We start from the raw sequence: 18,078 nt of genomic DNA on the forward strand, positions 1-18,078 counted from the left end.
CAGAAAGGCTGTACGACATGACGCCCTACGCCCGCCGCGGTGTGCACGGCCAGACCGTGGAGGCGCTGGCGCGCCGCATCCTGGGGGGCGAGATCCCGGAAGGGGCCACGCTCGACCTGGTGGCGCTGCAGAGCGAACTCGACGTCAGCCTCACCGCCCTGCGCGAGTCCCTCAAGGTGCTCGCCGCCAAGGGCATGGTCGACGCCCGGCAGAAACGCGGCACCTTCGTGCGGTCCCGCGCGGACTGGAACCTGCTCGACGCCGACGTGCTGCGCTGGCAGTTCGAGGGCGGCCGCGCGAGCGGCACGGGATCGTCGCTGCTGCGCAACCTGGCCGAGGTCCGCGCCATCATCGAACCGGCGGCCGTCCGGCTCGCCGCCGAGCGCCGCACCGAGGCCGACCTGCTGTCCCTGGAGACGGCCGTGGCGGCGATGGGGCGGCACGAGGCGGACCCCGGCCACGCCGTCGACGCCGACCTCGCCTTCCACCGCGCCCTGCTCACCGCCACCCACAACGAACTGCTCGAACGCATGGAGATGGTGATCGAGTCGGGCCTTGCCCACCGGGACCGCATCGTGCACAGCTCCCCGCACAGCGAGGATCCCGTCCCCGCCCACCGCGCCGTCCTGGACGCCGTACGCGACCGTGACCCGCAGGCGGCCGAGGCCGCCATGCGGGCCCTGCTCGACCAGGCGGGCCGCGACCTGGCACGGCTCGACGGCCCGGAAGAGGGGGCGGAGCCCGACGACGCGGCAGGGCCCGACGACACGAAAGGCGGCGGCCGGTGAAGATCGACCGGATAGAGACCTTCCTCGTCCCGCCGCGCTGGCTGTTCTGCCGGGTCGAGACCGACGACGGCGTGGTCGGCTGGGGCGAGCCCGTCGTCGAGGGGCGCGCCGAGGTCGTCCGCTCGGCCGTCGACGTCCTCGCCGAATACCTCCTGGGCCAGGACCCGTTGCGCATCCAGGACCACTGGCAGGTGCTCACCAAGGGCGGCTTCTACCGGGGCGGCCCGGTGCTGTCGAGCGCCGTCGCGGGCCTCGACCAGGCCCTGTGGGACATCGCCGGCAAGACCTACGGCGCGCCCGTGCACGCCCTGCTGGGCGGTCCGGTGCGCGACCGGGTGCGGGTCTACGCCTGGGTCGGCGGCGACGAACCGGGCCGGCTGACCGAGCAGATAGCGGCCCAGGTCGAGGCGGGCTTCACCGCGGTGAAGATGAACGCCGCCGGGGCCACCTCGCCGTTGGCCACGGTGGCGGAGACGGCGGCCGTGGTCGCCCGGGTGAGCGCCGCCCGGGACGCCCTCGGCCCGGACCGCGACGTCGCCGTCGACTTCCACGGCCGGTTCACCGCGGCCGGCGCCCGCCGCGTCCTCGCCGAACTCGCCCCGCTGCACCCGCTGTTCGTGGAGGAGCCGGTGGTCCCCGAACAGGGCCACCTGCTGCCCGGCCTGGTCACCACGAGCCCGGTGCCGCTCGCGACCGGCGAACGCCTGTACTCGCGCGCCGAGTTCCTGCCCGTCCTCGCCGCCGGCGTTGCGGTCGCCCAGCCGGACCTCTCGCACGCCGGCGGCATCTCCGAGGTGCACCGCATCGCCTCGCTCGCCGAGACCTACGGCGCCCAGCTGGCCCCGCACTGCCCGCTCGGCCCCATCGCGCTCGCCGCCAGCCTCCAGGTCGCCTTCGCCACACCCAACTTCCTCATCCAGGAGCAGAGCCGCGGCATCCACTACAACCGGGACGCCGACCTGCTCTCCTACCTCGTCGACCCCGAGCCCTTCCGCTTCGTGGCCGGGCACGCGCACCGCGGTGACGCCCCCGGTCTCGGCATCACCCTCGACGAGGCGGCCGTCCGCGCGGCCGACCGCGCGGGACACCGGTGGCGCAACCCGGTGTGGCGGCACGCCGACGGCTCCTTCGCGGAGTGGTGACCATGCCGCTCGACGTCGTGACCGACCTGGCGCACGGCGGCCGCTGGACCTCGCTGCGGCACGGCGGCCGCGAATGGCTGTGGCGGCGCGAGAGCCCCGGACGCCACGGCGTGGCACCCGGCGACGCGTTCGTGGACGCCGGGGGAGTGGAGGAGTGCGTCCCCACCGTCCGCGGCACCCCCGACCACGGGGACGCCTGGTCCCGGCCCTGGACGCGGGACGCGGACGGTGCCGGGGAGACCGTCCGCTGCGACCGCTTCACCCTGACGCGCACGCTGCGCGCTGCGGCCGACGGCGTCGAGGCCGCCTATGTGCTCAGGGCCGACCCCGGATTCCGCTTCCTCTGGGCCGCCCACGCGCTGCTGGACCTCTCCGAGGAGGCCGTCGTGCGGGCCCGTCGGGGAGCGCCCACCCGGCTGTTCCCGGAGGCGGCGCCGCTGCTGGACCGTCCCTGGCCGGACGGCGCCCCCTGGGTGGCCGGCACCTGGCCCGCGCCCCTGGGGCTGCGGCTCGACCGGTTCGGGCCGGACGACGGTACGGCCGTCGGGGCCGTGGTGGACGGCGGCCGGTGCTGCGTGCACGACGGTGCCGACCGGCTCGCCCTGGCCGTCGAGGCGGAGGGGCAGCCGCTCGCCGTCGCCCTGTGGCGCAACCTCGGCGGCTTCCCCGCCGGCCGCCCCTATCGCAGTACGGGTGTCGAGCCGATGCTCGGCCGCGTCTTCGACCTCGCCGACGCGGGCCCGGACGACGCCGCCCGGGTCCCCGCCTCGGGCGAGGTCCGCTGGCTGCTCACCGTGACCGCCGACTGCCGCTGCCCCTGAGATCCAAGGGAATCCAAGGGAACCGCGGAAATCCAAGAAAAGGGAAGGAGCCCGTTCGTGGACCTGCGAACCGCCCTCGCCGGCCGCCGCCTGCTCGCCATCGTGCGCGGCGGCGACCCGGACGCCGCCCTGCGCACCGTGCTGACCCTCGTCGAGGAGGGCATCGAGCTGATCGAGGTGTCGCTCAGCGGCGCGGACGCCCTCACCGTCATCGCCCGCGCCCGCAAGGAACTCGGTCCCGGCCGGCCGCTGGGCGCCGGCACGGTGCTGACCGCCGCCGACGCGCACGCCGCCCACCGCGCGGGCGCCGGCTTCGCGGTCACCCCGGGGCTCGGCGCCGGTGCCGACACCGCACGGGAGCTCGGCATGCCGGTCCTGGCCGGCGTGCTCACCCCCACCGACGTGATCGCGGCGCAGGCCCGCGGCGCGGCCGCCCTGAAGCTCTTCCCGGCCGCGGAGGCCGGCGGAGCGGCATACCTGAAGGCGCTGCGCGGACCGTTCCCCGACGCGGCGTTCGTCCCGGTCGGCGGCGTCGACGTGCCGGCCGCGCGGGCCTACCTGGCCGCCGGAGCGATCGCCGTCGGCGTCGGCTCCCCGCTCGTCGGCGACGCGGCGGACGGCGGCAGCCTGACCGCCCTGCGTGACCGGGCCCGCGCGTTCCGGGCCGCCCTGGCGGAGGAGGGAGCCGCATGACGGCGCCCTGGCGTCCGGCCCCGGGACCGGTCGTCTGCCTCGGCGAGACGATGGCCGCCCTCGCCCCCGACCCGCCGCGGCCGCTGGCGGACGCCGGGCACCTGCGGCTGTCCGTCGCGGGCGCGGAGTCCAACGTGGCCATGTACCTCGCCGACCACGGCGTCCAGGCCCACTGGCTCTCGGCCCTCGGCGACGATCCGGTGGGCCGCCGGGTGCGTGCCGCGGTCGCCGCCGCCGGGGTCGACGTGACGCATGTGCGCACCGACCCGCACCGCCCCACCGGCCTTCTCCTCAAGGACCCGGGCCCCGCCGGCACGAGCGTCCACTACTACCGCACCGGATCGGCGGCCTCGGCCCTCGGACCCGGCCTGCTCGACGGCGAACCCCTGCGCTCGGCCGCCCTCCTGCACCTCACCGGCATCACCCCCGCCCTCTCCGCGTCCTGCCACGCCCTGGTGACCCGGGCCCTGGACCCGCCCGCCGCCGAACGGCCGTACGCCGTCAGCTTCGACGTCAACCACCGGGCCGCGCTGTGGCCCCACGGCACCGCGCCGGCGGTGCTGCGCGCCCTCGCCGACCGCGCCGACATCGTCTTCGTGGGCCTCGACGAGGCCCAGGAGCTGTGGGGCGGCGACCTGAGCGTCACCGGCCTGCGGGACCTGCTGCCCGGCCCGCGGATCCTCGTCGTCAAGGACGGCGCCCGGGCCGCGACCGCCGTGACCGCGAACGGCGTGTGCACGGTGCCCGCGCTGCGGACGGCCGTGGTGGAACCGGTCGGCGCCGGCGACGCGTTCGCGGCGGGCTTCCTGGCCGGGCTGCTGCGTGCCGAGACGCTGACCCGTGCCCTGCGGCTCGGCCACCTCACCGCGGTCTCCGCGCTCAAGGTGACGGGGGATCACGGTCCGCTGCCCGGCCGGGCCGACGTGGACCGGCTCCTCGGACTCACGGACCCGGACTGGCGCCGGGCCCGGCCCCTCTCGGTCGACCGCGTGTTCGCTCCGTAGTCACCGACGAAAAAACACGTGGACCGACAGACCGGCGCCGCGGGACACTTCTCTTTCCTGACCTGCCGATTCCAGGCCGCCGCGGACCATGCGGCGGTCGACTCGGCATGCCGTGCGACGACTACACAGGGTTGAGATGACATCCTCTGTCGATTTACCAGCGACGGGACCGCGCAAGGGCGCGGTGCTGCTCGCACTGCGTTACTACGGACGGGAGCTGGCCCGGCTCAAGCGGCTCACCGCGCCCGCGCTGCTGCTGCCGGCACTCGGCAACATCGGAATCAACTACCTGGCCCCGCTGGTCGTGGCCAAGCTGGTCGGCCGGATCGCCGACGGCCACGGCCTGGACCTGCGCACCGCACTGCCGTACGTCCTCGGCTTCGCCGGTGTCCTGCTGCTGGCGGAGACGCTCTGGCGGATCGGTCTGCACTGCCTGAACCGCCTGGACGCCCTCGGCATCGAGCACTTGTACGTCATCGGCATGGACGAACTGTTCGCGAAGGACGCCGCGTTCTTCCACGACAACTTCGCGGGCTCCCTCACCAAGCGGGTGCTGAGCTTCGCCACCCGCTTCGAGGAGTTCGGCGACACGCTGACCTTCAACATCGTCGGCAGCTTCGTGCCGCTGGTGTTCGGCTCGGTGGTGCTGTGGCGCTACCAGCCGCTGCTCGTCGTCGCGCTCCTCGCGATGATCGCGACGACCGCGGTGTGCGTGTTCCCGCTGATCCGCCGCCGGCAGCGGCTGGTCGACCAGCGGGAGGAGGCGATCGCCCGGGTGTCGGGGCATGTCGCCGACAGCCTGATGAACATGGACACGGTCCGGGCGTTCGCCGCCGAGGAGCGGGAGGCCGCCGAACACCGGTCGCGGGTCGCCGAGTCGCGGCGGCGCACCCTGCGTTCCTGGGACTACGGCAACCTGCGCATCGACACGTTCGTCGCGCCGATGTCCGTGGCCACCAACGCGGTGGGCCTGCTGCTCGCGGTGGCGCTGGCGGGCGGCGGGCACGGCGTGGAGGCGGTCGTGGTCGCCTTCACCTACTACACCAACGCGACCCGGATCATGTTCGAGTTCAACCAGATCTACCGGCGCATGGAGAGCTCCATGACGGAGGCGGCCCAGTTCACCGAACTGCTCCTCGAACCGCCGACCGTGATCGACCCGCCGGCCCCCGAGCCGCTCGCGCCCCGGGCCGCCGACGTCCGCTTCGAGAAGGTCTCCTTCACCCACGCGGGCGCCAAACCGCTGTTCGAAGGGCTTGACCTGGAGGTGCCCAGCGGGTCGAAGTTCGGGTTCGTCGGCCGGTCGGGCGGCGGCAAGACCACCCTGACCCGGCTGCTGCTGCGGATGACCGACATCGACGCCGGCCGGATCATGATCGGCGGCCAGGACATCAGCCGGCTGCGCCAGGCCGACCTGCGCAGCCAGATCGCCTACGTCCCGCAGGACCCGGCGATGTTCCACCGCACCCTGCGGGAGAACATCGCCTTCGCCCGGCCGGACGCCACCGACGCCGAGATCCGGCTGGCCGCCGGGGCCGCGCACGTCACGGAGTTCGCGGACGCGCTGCCGGACGGGTTCGAGACGATGGTGGGGGAGCGCGGCGTCAAGCTCTCCGGCGGCCAGCGCCAGCGGGTCGCCCTGGCCCGGGCGATCCTGCGGGACGCCCCGATCCTGCTTCTGGACGAGGCGACCAGCGCGCTGGACTCCGAGAGCGAGATCCTCGTCCAGGAGGCGCTGTGGCGGCTCATGGAAGGGCGCACGGCGCTGGTGGTGGCGCACAGGCTCAGCACGGTCGCCTCCATGGACCGGCTCGTGGTCCTCGACCGCGGCCGGATCGTCGAGCAGGGCACGCACCACGAACTGCTCGCCGCGGACGGCGCCTACGCCAAGCTGTGGCAGCACCAGTCGGGCGGCTTCCTCGACGAGGGGGCGGCGCGGGCCGAAGTGCGCTAGGCGCTCCGCTGGAGGGGCCGGGGGGCGTCGTGGTTGTCTGCGGCGCCGTCGTGGCTGGTCGCGCAGTTCCCCGCGCCCCTTCGGGGCGCTCCCACGCCCCCGAAGGATGCCCGCCGGACATGGGCGGGTGGTAGACAGGTGATCATGACTGACCTGAACACCCCCGGCGAGCCTGCGATGACCGCCGGGATCGACACACCCGACCGCCGGGGCCGTACCGGCCTGGACCGCGCCGGCCTGGACCTGACCGGCAACCCGCGCGTGAAGGTCCGGGAGGTGCGACTCCTGTCCAGCCACTGGTACGTCGAGCGGGCCACCACCTTCGACCTCCAGCATGCCGACGGCACCTGGCACACCGAGGAACGCGAGACCCACGACCGGGGCAACGGCGCCACCCTCCTCCTCTACGACGCCGACCGCGAAACCGTCCTGCTCACCCGGCAGTTCCGCTTCCCGGCGTACGTCAACGGCCACCCCGACGGCATGCTGATCGAGACGCCGGCCGGCCTCCTGGACGACGAGGCCGAGCATCCGGAGCACGCGGTCCGCCGCGAGGTCGTCGAGGAGACCGGCCACACCGTCGGCGAGGTCGAGCACGTCTTCGACGTCTACATGAGCCCGGGTTCCGTCACGGAACGGATCTCGTTCTACGCGGCCGCCTACGGCCCCTCGACCCGCACGCACGAGGGGGGCGGCCTGGACGAGGAGGGCGAGGACATCGAGATCCTCGAACTCCCCTTCCGGCGCGCCCTGGAGATGATCCGCACCGGTGAGATCGCCGACGCCAAGACGATCATGCTGCTGCAGTGGGCGGCCCTGGACGGCCCGTTCGCACCACGCCCTTGACTTCTAGCGCACTCCAAGCCGAAGACTCACCCCCGTGCACCCGGAACCCCCGGGTGCGCGAACGGAGGAGACGGCATGAAGTACCGCACCATCGGCACCGACCCGGGGACCCGCCGCGAGGTGAGCGTCCTCGCGCTCGGCGCCATGCTGTTCGGGTCCCGCACCGACGAGAGGACCTCCTTCGCCGTCCTCGACCGCTATGTCGAGGCCGGCGGGAACTTCGTCGACACGTCCGACAACTACGCCTTCTGGGAGGACGGCGGCCAGGGCGGCCAGAGCGAGGAACTGCTCGGCCGCTGGCGGCGCAGCCGCGGTATCGGCGGCGAGGTCGTCATCGCCACCAAGCTCGGCGCCCGCCCCCTCGCTCCCGGCAGCAGCTACACCGACAACCCCGAGGGCCTGTCCGTGAAGGTGATCCGGGAGTCGGCCGAGCGCAGCCGCGAGCGCCTCGGCGTCGACAAGCTGGACCTGCTGTACGCCCACATAGAGGACCCCGCCGTCCCGCTCCGCGAGACCGTCGAGGGGTTCGCCGCGCTCGTCGCGGAGGGCACCGTCGGCCTGCTCGGGGCGAGCAACCACGCCGTCTGGCGGCTGGAACGCGCCCGCGCCCTCGCCGCCGCGGCCGGCCTGCCCGGCTATGAGGTGCTCCAGTACCAGCACAGCTACCTGCGCCCCCGCACCGACATCCCCGACGACCTGTTCCCGGACGGCAGCCTCGGCTCCGCCGACGCCCAGCTGCGCAGCTATCTGCGTGCGGAGCCGGACCTCACCCTGGTCGCCTACTCACCACTGCTGAAGGGCGCCTACACCCAGCCGGGCAAGACGCTCCCCGCCGACTGCGACCACCCCGGCACCCCGGCCCGCCTCGCCGCGCTCGGCGAGGTGGCCCGGGAGACCGGGGCGACCCTGAACCAGGTGGTGCTGGCCTGGCTGCTGGGCGGGCCGCTGCCGGTCGTGCCGCTGGCCGGGGTGTCGTCCGTGGCCCAGCTGGAGGAGAACCTCGCCGCCGTGGACCTGGAACTGACCCCTGACCAGCGGGCCCGCCTGGACGCGGCTCACTGACCGCGCGGCTCCCGGACGACGGCGACCTCGCCCGGCGCCACGGTGACCGTGCCGTCGGCCGGCTTGCCGGACAGCAGCTCCACCGAGCCGGCCGCGACCGGGAGTTCGGCGCCCTGGCCGGTGTGGTCGATCACGAACACGTAGTCCGCGTCCGCACCGCGCCGCACGGCGACCTCCACGCCCGCCGGGGCGGTGCGGCCCGCGGCCACGCCCGCCTCGGCGCGGATCCGGCCGAGCAGCCCCGCCAGGGTGTCCGCGTCGGGCAGCGTCGCCACGTACCAGGCGGTGCCCGCGCCGTACCCGTGCCGGGTCACCGCCGGTACCCCGGCCAGCGGCCCGTCGGCGTACGACGTCACCGCCTGCGCGCCCGCCGGCCGTACCCGCTCCGACCAGAGCGAGCCCTGGCCGCCCTCGCTCAGGGTCACGCGCTCGCCGGGCAGCAGCGGGAACAGCTCGTCCGTGGACACGCCCAGCAGTTCCCGGAAGGCCCCCGGATAACCGCCCAGCCGCACATGGCAGTTCTCGTCCACCGCGCCGCTGTGGAAGCCGATGGCGAGGGTGCCGCCGGCCTCGGCGAAGGCCGTCAGGTTCGCCGCGCCCGTGTCGTCCACCAGGTACAGGCTCGGGGCCAGCACCACCTTGTAGGCCGACAGATCCCCGTCCGGGCGGACGAAGTCCACCGCCACGCCGGCCCGCCACAGCGGCTCGTACCAGGCGCGGACGAGGTCCAGGTAGCGCAGCTCCCCGCTGGGCTGCGAGGGCAGCTCCACGGCCCAGCGGGCGTCCCAGTCCCAGACGACGGCCACCTCGGCGGTGCCGGTGCTGCCGCGCACCTCGGCGAGGGCCCGCAGATCGGCGCCCAGCCGCACGACGTCCCGCCAGATCTGGCTGTCGGTCCCGGCGTGCGGCAGCATCGCCGAGTGCCACTGCTCGGCACCCGCCTTCGCCGCCCGCCACTGGAAGTAGCAGATGCCGTCCGCGCCGCGCGCCACATGGGCGAGCGCGTTGCGGCGCAGCTCGCCGGCGGTCTTCGCCCGGTTGACGGGCTGCCAGTTGACCGCGCCCGTCGAGTGTTCCATCAGCAGCCACGGCCCGCCCGCCAGCGACCGCATCACATCGCCGCTGAGCGCGATGTCGATCTGCGACTCGGGGTCGGCGGACATCAGGTAGTGGTCGTTGGCCACCACGTCCAGCTCCGGTGCCCACCGCCAGTAGTCGAGGGCGTCGAAGTTGTGCATCACCATGAAGTTGGTGGTGGCGGGGATGGCGGGGGCCGCCTGACGCAGGACGTCCCGCTCCGCCTTGTACAGCGACAGGAGTTCGTCCGAGCAGAACCGCCGCCAGTCCAGCTGGTGCGTCGGGTTGGGTACGGCGCCGGTCGCGCGGGGCGGCAGGATCTCGTCCCAGTCGTAGTACCACTGGCTCCAGAAGGTGGTGCCCCAGGCGTGGTTGAGGGCGGCCAGGTCGTCGGCGTACTTCGCCCGCAGCCAGCGGCGGAAGGACTCCGCGCTGGTGTCGCAGTAGCAGGCCGCGTTGTGGCAGCCGTACTCGTTGTGGACGTGCCACATCCTGACGGCCGGGTGGCTCGCGTACCGGTCGGCGATCGCGCCCGCGATGCGCAGCGCGGCCTCGCGGTAGGCGGGGCTGCTCGGGCAGAACGTCTGGCGGCTGCCGTACGACAGCGCACGGCCGTCGTGGTCCACCGGGAGCGCCTCGGGGTGGGCGCGGAAGAACCAGGCCGGCGGGGCGGCCGTCGGGGTGGCGAGGTCGGCGGCGATGCCGTTCTCGTGCAGCAGGCCGAGGATCCGGTCCATCCGGGAGAAGTCGTAGACGCCCTCGGACGGCTCCAGCAGCGCCCACGAGAAGATGCCGACGCTGACCATGTTCACCCCCGCCTCGCGCATCAGGCGGACGTCCTCGGCCCACACCTCCTCGGGCCACTGTTCGGGGTTGTAGTCGCCGCCGTAGGCGATGCCGGGGACGGAGAGGGTGCGGTCGTTCATCGGGTGGCTCCGGTAGCTTCGGTGAGAAGGCGGCGGGTCGTCTCCACGCCCCACTGGTCGAGGGAGAGCAGCCGGTCGCTGGAGGCGACCAGGCCGCCGACGGCCGCCACGTGCGCCGCCCAGCGCGCACGGGTCTCCACGGCCGGGCGGGCCATCAGGCAGTCCGGGTCGTTGACCCAGAGGCGGCCGTGCTGCCACTGGCGCGCGGCGCCGGTGAACTCGGCCGCGGCCTGGCCGGGCTGGCTGAAGTCACCGGCCTCGGGCCGGCGGTGCGGAGCCGTGTCCGGGCTGACCCGCATCGCGTCGAACAGGCCGGCGGAGGGCAGGACCGGCGCGCCGCAGCCCAGCAGGTAGGCGTCCGCGCCGATCGCCTCCCGGATCAGGCCGATGCCCTGCCGGTACGCCGTGAGCGCGTCCGCGCCGGAGTGCCGTACGCCGTCCATGGCGCCCGCGTAGAGGAAGTCGGTCTTGAAGTAGTCGTAGCCCTCGGCGCGCAGCGTCGTGAAGACGTCGGTGAGGTGGGCCGCGGCGGCCGGGTGGGTGGTGTCCAGGACGTACAGGCCGTGACCCCAGTTGCGGCCCGCGTGCAGCGGGTTGCCGTCGGCGTCGCGGACCAGCCAGTCCGGGTAGGTCTCGGCGAGCGCGCTCGCCGGGGCCACCAGGAACGGCGCCGTCCAGATGCCCGCCCGGCGGCCGTGGGCGCGGATGGCGTCCGCGGTGCCCCGCCGGGAGCGGAAACGGCCGGAGAGGGTCAGCCAGTCGCCCAGCGCGCTCTGGTAGCCGTCGTCGATCTGCACCACGTCGACCGGCAGGTCGAGGGTGTCCATCGCCCGCAGGTTCTCGTGGATGTCGTCCTCGGTGACGGCCGTGAAGTACTCGTACCAGGAGCACCAGACCGTCGGCGCCGGGCGGGGTGCCGGCAGCGCCAGGGCGCCGGCCCAGCCGGCCAGCACGGACTGGATGCCCGTGCCGGTCCACTCCTTGACCGGGCCGTCGGCCTCGACCTCCGCGACCCCGCCCGCGACGGTCAGCCGGATCGACGGCACCTCGTGCAGCGGGTCGGCCGCCGCCCAGAGCCGGACCGCGGAGCCGTCCCCCGGGTCGAGCGCCAGCAGGCCCTCGCCCTGGAAGGCACCGGCGGGCACCCGTCGGCCGGGGCGGTGACACACGGTCGCCCAGTTGTCGTTCGTCGGGCGGTACGGGGCCGCGCCGAGGGCGTAGGTGCCACTGGGCGACCAGGACTGCCAGCCCTCCTCGTGGACACGGGCGGTGCGCGTGTCCACGGCCACGGAGGCGACCGGGGTGAACGGGTTGTGCACGAGGTTCTCTTTCAAGGGGGGGCCGGATCAGCCCTTTGCGGAGCCCAGGGTCAGACCGCTGACGAACTGCTTCTGGAGCGCGAAGTACACGAGCAGCGTCGGGATCGCGGTGAGCAGGGAACCGGCGGCGACCAGGTTCGGGTCGGTGAAGTACTGCCCGGAGAGGTTGTTCAGCGCCGAGGTGATCGGCATGTTCTCACCGGTCGAGATCAGCACCAGGGCCCAGAAGAAGTCGTTGTAGATCCAGATCGACAACAGGGTCGCCAGGGCCGCCATCGCCGGCTTGCACAGCGGCAGGGTGATCTGCCAGTACAGCCGCCACACCGAGGCGCCGTCCACCAGCGCGGCCTCGGTCAGTTCGTGCGGCAGCGAACGCATGTAGTTCGCCAGCACGAACGCGCAGAACCCGGACTGGAACGCCACATGGATCAGCACCAGGCCGAGCGCCGAGTCGTACAGCTTGCCGCTCGCGGTGATGCCCGGCAGGTTCGTCAGCAGGTACATCCGGTACAGCGGGGTGATGATGACCTGCTGCGGCAGCAGGTTGCCGGCCGTGAAGACCAGCAGCAGGAAGAGGTTGACCCGGAAGTCGAAACGGCTGACGTAGAACGCGACCATCGACGACAGGAACAGCGTGAGCAGCACGGCCGGGACCGCGATGACCAGCGTGTTCATGAAGTAGTGGGTCATGTCCGACTGCTCGAACGCGTTCGTGAAGTTGTCGAGGTTCAGCGTGTGCGGCCAGGACACGTAGCCGCGGTTGCTGGTCTCGCTGTACGGGCGCAGCGCCGAGAAGATCGCCCACAGCAGCGGGGCGAGCCACGCCAGGGCCGTGCCGGCCAGGAACACGTGCAGCAGGACACGGGCCGGGCGGATCGGGGTGCGCTGCTCGGGCAGCGCGCTCACGGTGCTCATGCGCTCCGCTCCTTCCGGAAGGTCGCGATCAGGTACGGGATGATCACGATCAGGGAGATGAACAGCAGCACCACCGCGATCGCCGAGCCGTAACCGATACGGCTGGACTCGCCGATGATGTTGTTGGTCACCAGGATGGAGAGCAACTCGGTGCCCTGGGCGCCCTTGTTGAAGACGAAGACCAGGTCGAAGGCGCGCAGCGCCTCGATGATGGTCACGACCAGGACGATGGTGTTGGTCGGCCGCAGCGTCGGGAAGATGACGTTCTTGAACGTCTGCCACTCGTTGGCGCCGTCGAGGGCCGAGGCCTCCCGCAGTGACGGGTCCACGCTCTTCAGGCCGGCCAGGTACAGGATCATCATGTAGCCGGTGTGCCGCCAGGACGCGGCGACCAGGACCGCCCACAGGTTGAGGTTCGGATCACCGATCCAGTCGATGTAGTGGCCCGGCTTGTTGGCACCGATGAGGCTGTTGATCAGGCCCGTGTCCGGGTTGTAGATCAGCTGCCAGACGAACCCGATGCACGCCAGGGAGATGACGACCGGGAGGAAGAACGCCGTCTGGTAGACCCGGCTGAACCTGATCTTCTTGTCCAGCTGCACGGCCAGGAACAGGCCGAACGGGGTCGGGATCAGGATGAGCACCACGAACCAGATGACGTTGTGCTCGACCGCCGGCCAGAACTGCGGGTTGTCGGTGAAGAGTTGCTTGAAGTTGTCCAGCCCGACCCACTTGATGGAGTCGAAGCCGATGCCGTCCCAGGAGGTGAAGGCGAGGAGGATCGAGGCCAGGGCGGTCACCCAGACCAGGAGTACGTGCAAGACCGTGGGCACGCCCGCCATGAAGGCGAGCGTGATCCGGTCACGGCGGGTCAGCAGGCGCCGGTGGCCCCGCTGGATCCGCTTCTTCTCGGACGCGCGCCCAGGAGGCGGCACGGCGGCCGCCTCCTGGGACTTCGTGGTCGTGTCAGTCGTCACTTCAGCAGGCTCACTCGGACGCGAAGATCGTCTTCTTCTGGCGCTCGATGGACGAGAGCTGGCTGTCGATCCCCTTCGGGTTCTGCAGGAACTTCTGCAGACCGGGCTGCATCACCGTGGAGGTGAAGTCGGGCCGGGAGTCGCGGTCCATGAACTGGGTGAGGCTCTTGGCGCCGCCGATCATGTCGAACGCCTTCTTCTGCAGCGCCGAGTAGGCCGAGGTGGAGGCCTGGCTGGAGGCGGCCACCACGCTCGGGTCGCCCTTGAGGTAGAGCTCCTCGGCCGCCGGGCTGCCCAGGTACTCGAGGAGCTTGACGACACCGGCGTGGTTCTTCGGGGACTTGGAGACCATGAAGCCGTCGGTGGGCGCCTCCACGGTGTCCTGGCCGTACGCGGAGTTGATCTCCGGGAAGGCGAAGAAGTCCAGGTCGTCCAGGTCGGCCTTGTTGGTGAACTGCTGGGCCACGAAGGTGCCCAGCAGGTACATGCCGGCCTTCTTCGACACCAGCGTCTGGGCGGCGTCCTGCCAGGTGCGGCCCATGAAGCCGTCCTGGTGGTAGGGGAGCAGCTCGGCCCAGTGGTCGAAGACGGCCTTGACCTTGGCGTCGGTCCAGGCGGCCTTGCCCGCCATCAGCTCGACGTGGAAGTCGTAACCGTTGAGGCGGAAGTTGATCTGGTCGAAGGTGCCCATGGCCGGCCAGGCGTCCTTGTCACCGAAGGCGATCGGGACCAGGCCGTCCTTCTTCATCTGCTTGCACAGGGCGACCAGCTGGTCCCAGGTGGTGGGGACCGTGTAGCCGTGCTGCTGGAAGACGCTCTTGCGGTAGAAGATCGCCCAGGGGTACGTGGTCATCGGCACGAAGTAGTACTTGCCGTCCGCGCCCTTGCTGAGCTTCTTCATCGCGTCGGGGAAGTTCGCCCCGATCTTCTCCCACACGTCGTCGATCGGGGAGGCCAGGCCCTTCTGCGCGAAGAACTGCATCCGGTAGCCGGCGAACCACTTGAACGCGTCGTCCGGGGTGCCCTGCAGATACGAGTTGATCTGCTCCTGGAAGGTGTTGTGGTCCTTCGTGTTCACCTTGGCGGTGATGCCGGACTGCTTCTGGAAGGCCGCGTACACAGCCGCGTACGCCTTCTTCGGCACGGCGTCCGAGTCGTTGGAGCCGACACTGACGGTCTTGGGGTCCGACGAGCTGCCGCTGCCGCCGCAGGCGGACAGCAGGGGTATGCCGGCGCCCGCGAGGAGGGCGGCCGAACCGGCACCGCGCAGAACGTTACGGCGGCTCGGACCCGGCAGGTGAAGACCGGACGGGGAGATGCGCATGGCGGCTCCTGAGGAACAGGGTTCGGCAAGGGGAAGAGTTGATCTTCGAAAGGTCCCGAAACCGATCAGAAACCAACTCGGCCGAACATCGTGGGCGCAATAACAGCCGGTTGTCCTCTCATGAGTCAATAGCCTGCGTCTCTCTCGCCCGTCTCTTGCCCGAAACGTAATCGACATGGTTGCCTGCCGGTTTGTTGAACAAACCGGTACGACGGAGCCCCCACCGGACAAACTCTGTGGGGGCTCGTGTGCGGGCGTGTTGGTTTCGGGAGCCGGGACCAGCGGTCAAACCCGCTGCGGCCTGCCCGGCACGGCATGCGCTACGGCCGTACGAGCAGCTGGAAGTCGAACGCGTACCGGGACGCCCGGTAGACGTGGCTGCCGTACTCCACCGCCCGTCCGGTGTCGTCGTAGGCCGTGCGCTGCATGGTGAGCAGGGCGGCGCCCTCCTGCTCGTCGAGCCGGCCGGCCTCCTCGGCGCCGGCGCTGCGGGCGCCCACCGTCTGCCGGGCACTGTGCAGGGTGATGCCGGCCGTGCGCAGCATCCGGTACAGGCCGGTCGACTCCAACCGCTCGGTGTCGAGTTCGAGCAGGGCCGCCGGCAGGTAGTTGCACAGGAACGCCACCGGCTGGCCGTGCGTGCAGCGCAGCCGCTCCAGGACGGCCACCTCCGCGCCCTCCGCGATCCCGAGCGCGGCGGCCACCTCGGCGGTCGCCGGGATCCGCTCGTTGCGCAGCACCCGGGTGGTCGGGCCCTGCCCGGCCGACTCCAGGTCGTCGTAGAGACTGCTCAGCTCCAGCGGCCGCTTGACCTGGCTGTGCACCACCTGGGTGCCCACGCCCCGGCGGCGGACCAGGAGTCCCTTGTCGACAAGGGACTGGATGGCCTGGCGGACCGTGGGCCTGGACAGGCCGAGCCGCACCGACAGGTCGATCTCGTTGCCCAGGAGGTTGCCCGGGGCAAGGACACCGTGCTCTATGGCCTCTTCCAGCTGCCGGGCGAGCTGGTAGTAGAGCGGAACCGGACTGCCGCGGTCCAGGGCGAAGTCCAGGGCGTCGAGTGCCGAGGCGGTCGTGGTGCGGGCGGAACCACCGGTACGGGCCACCGGGACACCTCCTTCCGTGGGGGGCGGGGGAATCACAGATGCCGGCGGCGGTCGGCGACCTGCCGGTCGTACTCCGCACGGGCCTGTACGGCGGCCTCGCGGCCGGCGGTCTCGGCGACCGGCACGTCCCACCAGGCCTCGGCCCCGGGCGCGGTCGGCGCCGGGTCCGTCTCCACGTACACACACGTCGGCCGGTCGCTCGCGCGGGCCGCGGTGAGCGCCTCCCGCAGCTCCCGCACGGTCTTGGCGCGCAGTACCTCCATGCCCAGGCTGGCCGCGTTGGCGGCGAGGTCCACCGGCAGCGGGGCGCCGCCGAAGGTGCCGTCGGCACGGCGGAAGCGGTAGGCGGTGCCGAACCGCTCGCCGCCCACCGTCTCGGAGAGGCCGCCGATGGAGGCGTACCCGTGGTTCTGGATGAGCACCAGGTTGACGGGCAGGCCCTCCTGGACGGCGGTGACGATCTCGGTCGGCATCATCAGGTAGGTGCCGTCACCGACCAGCGACCAGACCACCGTGTCCGGCGCCGCCTGCTGCGCGCCGATGCCGGCCGGGATCTCGTAGCCCATGCAGGAGTAGCCGTACTCCAGGTGGTACTGGCGCGGCGAGCGGGCCCGCCACAGCTTGTGCAGGTCGCCCGGGAGCGAGCCGGCCGCGTTGATGACAACGTCGTCATCGCCGACGACCGCGTCCAGGGCGCCGAGCACCTGGGTCTGCGTGGGGGCGGCGTCCTCGTCGTCCGCGCGGTAGGCCGCCTCGACGACGGCGTCCCAGCGCTCCTTGCCCGCCCGGTACTCGGCCTCGTAGGCCGCGCCCACCCGGTGCCCGGACAGAGCCTCGGTGAGGGCCGTGAGCCCGGCCCGCGCGTCGCAGACGACTGTCCCCGCGGCCAGCTTGTGGGCGTCGAAGGCGGTGATGTTCAGGTTCAGGAAGCGGACGTCCGGGTTCTGGAAGAGGGTGCCGGAGGCCGTGGTGAAGTCGGTGTACCGGGTGCCGACGCCGATCACCAGGTCGGCGGTGCGGGCCAGGTCGTCGGCGACGGCGGTCCCGGTGTGCCCGATCCCGCCCAGATCGGCCGGGTGGTCGTGGCGCAGTGAGCCCTTGCCCGCCTGGGTCGAGGCGACGGGGATGCCCGTGGCGTCCGCAAGGGCCCTCAGGGCGTCTTCCGCGCGACTGTGGTGGACTCCGCCGCCCGCCACGATCAACGGCCGCTGTGCGGCCCTCACGGCCCGTACCGCGTCCGTCAGCTCGGCCGGGTCGGGGGCCGGCCGCCGAACCCGCCAGACGCGCTCGGCGAAGAACTCCCCGGGCCAGTCGTACGCCTCCGCCTGGACGTCCTGGGGGAGGGCGAGGGTGACCGCGCCGGTCTCGGCCGGGTCGGCGAGCACCCGCATGGCGTTCAGCGCGGAGGGGATCAGTGCCTCGGGGCGGGTGATCCGGTCGAAGTAGCGGGAGACCGGGCGCAGGGTGTCGTTCACCGACACGTCGAACTCGGCCGGGTGCTCCAGCTGCTGCAGCAGCGGGTCGGGCGCGTGGCTCGCGAAGTAGTCGCCGGGGAGCAGCAGGACGGGCAGCCGGTTGATGGTGGCGAGGGCGGCGCCGGTCACCAGGTTGGTGGCGCCCGGGCCGATGGACGTGGTCACCGCCTGTGCCGAGAGCCGGTCCAGCTGGCGGGCGTGGCCGACCGCCGCGTGCACCATCGCCTGCTCGTTGCGGCCCTGGTGATAAGGCATGACGTCGCCGTACTCGAGGAGCGCCTGGCCGATCCCCGCCACGTTGCCGTGACCGAAGATGCCCCAGGTGCCGGCGATCAGCCGGTGCCGGACGCCGTCACGCTCGGTGTACTGGGCGGACAGGAACCGCACCAGCGCCTGGGCGACGGTCAGGCGGATGGTCGGCTGGCTCATGGGAGACCTCATTCGGACGGGACTGGACGGGGCGGGACGGTGCCGGTGGGGAGGGACGGGCGGGCGTCGACGGGCGGGGCCAGGGGTACGTCCGGTGGGAGCGGGTAGGACGTGGGCGGACGCCCCTCAGGTGTAGATCGGGGCAGGTCATGCTGTCAATGGTTTGTACTTACATTCGGACCTGTGAGTGAAATGATGTCTTAACAAAGTATTGACAGCG

15 protein-coding genes are annotated in these 18,078 nt (G+C 72.2%); 8 read left to right on the forward strand and 7 right to left on the reverse strand.

Features of this window, described 5'->3' with window-relative positions:
* Positions 1-17 precede the first annotated feature (17 nt).
* From LQ326_RS38350 to LQ326_RS38385, 8 genes are all read left to right on the forward strand, one after another.
* Positions 18-788: a FadR/GntR family transcriptional regulator gene (locus LQ326_RS38350; RefSeq protein WP_234543698.1), complete on the forward strand. Its 771-nt coding sequence runs from the start codon at positions 18-20 to the stop codon at positions 786-788.
* A complete protein-coding gene (dgoD, locus tag LQ326_RS38355; protein ID WP_234543699.1) occupies positions 785-1,930 on the forward strand; it encodes a galactonate dehydratase in 1,146 nt (381 codons plus the stop codon). Before LQ326_RS38350 ends, dgoD begins: the two co-directional genes overlap by 4 nt.
* Before the next feature lie 2 nt (positions 1,931-1,932).
* A complete protein-coding gene (locus LQ326_RS38360) occupies positions 1,933-2,751 on the forward strand; it encodes an aldose epimerase family protein (protein WP_268208108.1) in 819 nt (272 codons plus the stop codon).
* A gap of 57 nt (positions 2,752-2,808) precedes the next feature.
* Positions 2,809-3,444, forward strand: coding sequence for a bifunctional 4-hydroxy-2-oxoglutarate aldolase/2-dehydro-3-deoxy-phosphogluconate aldolase (locus tag LQ326_RS38365; RefSeq protein WP_234543701.1), 636 nt, complete (start codon positions 2,809-2,811; stop codon positions 3,442-3,444).
* On the forward strand, positions 3,441-4,448 hold the full coding sequence (locus tag LQ326_RS38370; protein WP_234543702.1) for a sugar kinase: 1,008 nt from the start codon (positions 3,441-3,443) through the stop codon (positions 4,446-4,448). Before LQ326_RS38365 ends, LQ326_RS38370 begins: the two co-directional genes overlap by 4 nt.
* A gap of 136 nt (positions 4,449-4,584) precedes the next feature.
* Complete coding sequence (locus tag LQ326_RS38375; RefSeq protein WP_234543703.1) at positions 4,585-6,402, forward strand: ABC transporter ATP-binding protein; 1,818 nt, start codon at positions 4,585-4,587, stop codon at positions 6,400-6,402.
* Between the two features lie 177 nt (positions 6,403-6,579).
* On the forward strand, positions 6,580-7,248 hold the full coding sequence (locus tag LQ326_RS38380) for an NUDIX domain-containing protein (RefSeq protein ID WP_234543742.1): 669 nt from the start codon (positions 6,580-6,582) through the stop codon (positions 7,246-7,248).
* A 75-nt stretch (positions 7,249-7,323) separates the two neighbouring features.
* Positions 7,324-8,310 carry an aldo/keto reductase gene (locus tag LQ326_RS38385; protein WP_234543704.1) on the forward strand — a complete coding sequence of 329 codons (987 nt, stop codon included), beginning with the start codon at positions 7,324-7,326 and terminating at the stop codon, positions 8,308-8,310.
* Here the strand turns inward: LQ326_RS38385 and LQ326_RS38390 are convergent.
* The 7 genes from LQ326_RS38390 to iolD form a co-directional block, all read right to left on the reverse strand.
* Entirely contained in the window at positions 8,304-10,313 is a 2,010-nt protein-coding gene (locus LQ326_RS38390; RefSeq protein WP_234543705.1) for a beta-galactosidase, read from the reverse strand. The genes LQ326_RS38385 and LQ326_RS38390 overlap by 7 nt on opposite strands.
* Positions 10,310-11,632, reverse strand: coding sequence for a glycoside hydrolase family 36 protein (locus LQ326_RS38395; RefSeq protein WP_234543706.1), 1,323 nt, complete (start codon positions 11,630-11,632; stop codon positions 10,310-10,312). Before LQ326_RS38395 ends, LQ326_RS38390 begins: the two co-directional genes overlap by 4 nt.
* Positions 11,633-11,659: 27 nt before the next feature.
* Positions 11,660-12,547 (reverse strand): carbohydrate ABC transporter permease, encoded by an 888-nt coding sequence (locus LQ326_RS38400; protein ID WP_181805100.1) that lies wholly within the window; start codon positions 12,545-12,547, stop codon positions 11,660-11,662.
* Positions 12,544-13,524, reverse strand: coding sequence for a carbohydrate ABC transporter permease (locus LQ326_RS38405; protein WP_234543707.1), 981 nt, complete (start codon positions 13,522-13,524; stop codon positions 12,544-12,546). The genes LQ326_RS38400 and LQ326_RS38405 overlap by 4 nt, the downstream gene beginning before the upstream one ends.
* A 10-nt stretch (positions 13,525-13,534) precedes the next feature.
* Positions 13,535-14,848 (reverse strand): ABC transporter substrate-binding protein, encoded by a 1,314-nt coding sequence (locus LQ326_RS38410; protein WP_234543708.1) that lies wholly within the window; start codon positions 14,846-14,848, stop codon positions 13,535-13,537.
* 320 nt (positions 14,849-15,168) lie between these two features.
* Positions 15,169-15,954 (reverse strand): GntR family transcriptional regulator, encoded by a 786-nt coding sequence (locus tag LQ326_RS38415; RefSeq protein WP_234543709.1) that lies wholly within the window; start codon positions 15,952-15,954, stop codon positions 15,169-15,171.
* A gap of 32 nt (positions 15,955-15,986) precedes the next feature.
* A complete protein-coding gene (gene iolD / locus LQ326_RS38420) occupies positions 15,987-17,858 on the reverse strand; it encodes a 3D-(3,5/4)-trihydroxycyclohexane-1,2-dione acylhydrolase (decyclizing) (RefSeq protein WP_234543710.1) in 1,872 nt (623 codons plus the stop codon).
* Positions 17,859-18,078: the final 220 nt, after the last annotated feature.

It is taken from the genome of Streptomyces shenzhenensis, assembly GCF_021462265.1.
GTDB lineage: Bacteria > Actinomycetota > Actinomycetes > Streptomycetales > Streptomycetaceae > Streptomyces > Streptomyces shenzhenensis.

Coding starts and splice junctions, on each gene's coding strand:
- LQ326_RS38350 (WP_234543698.1), top strand. CDS start 18: ATGACGCCCTACGCCCGCCGCGGTGTGCACGGCCAGACCGTGGAGGCG.
- LQ326_RS38360 (WP_268208108.1), top strand. CDS start 1,933: ATGCCGCTCGACGTCGTGACCGACCTGGCGCACGGCGGCCGCTGGACC.
- LQ326_RS38370 (WP_234543702.1), top strand. CDS start 3,441: ATGACGGCGCCCTGGCGTCCGGCCCCGGGACCGGTCGTCTGCCTCGGC.
- LQ326_RS38375 (WP_234543703.1), top strand. CDS start 4,585: ATGACATCCTCTGTCGATTTACCAGCGACGGGACCGCGCAAGGGCGCG.
- LQ326_RS38380 (WP_234543742.1), top strand. CDS start 6,580: ATGACCGCCGGGATCGACACACCCGACCGCCGGGGCCGTACCGGCCTG.
- LQ326_RS38385 (WP_234543704.1), top strand. CDS start 7,324: ATGAAGTACCGCACCATCGGCACCGACCCGGGGACCCGCCGCGAGGTG.
- LQ326_RS38390 (WP_234543705.1), bottom strand. CDS start 10,313: ATGAACGACCGCACCCTCTCCGTCCCCGGCATCGCCTACGGCGGCGAC.
- LQ326_RS38400 (WP_181805100.1), bottom strand. CDS start 12,547: ATGAGCACCGTGAGCGCGCTGCCCGAGCAGCGCACCCCGATCCGCCCG.
- LQ326_RS38410 (WP_234543708.1), bottom strand. CDS start 14,848: ATGCGCATCTCCCCGTCCGGTCTTCACCTGCCGGGTCCGAGCCGCCGT.
- iolD (WP_234543710.1), bottom strand. CDS start 17,858: ATGAGCCAGCCGACCATCCGCCTGACCGTCGCCCAGGCGCTGGTGCGG.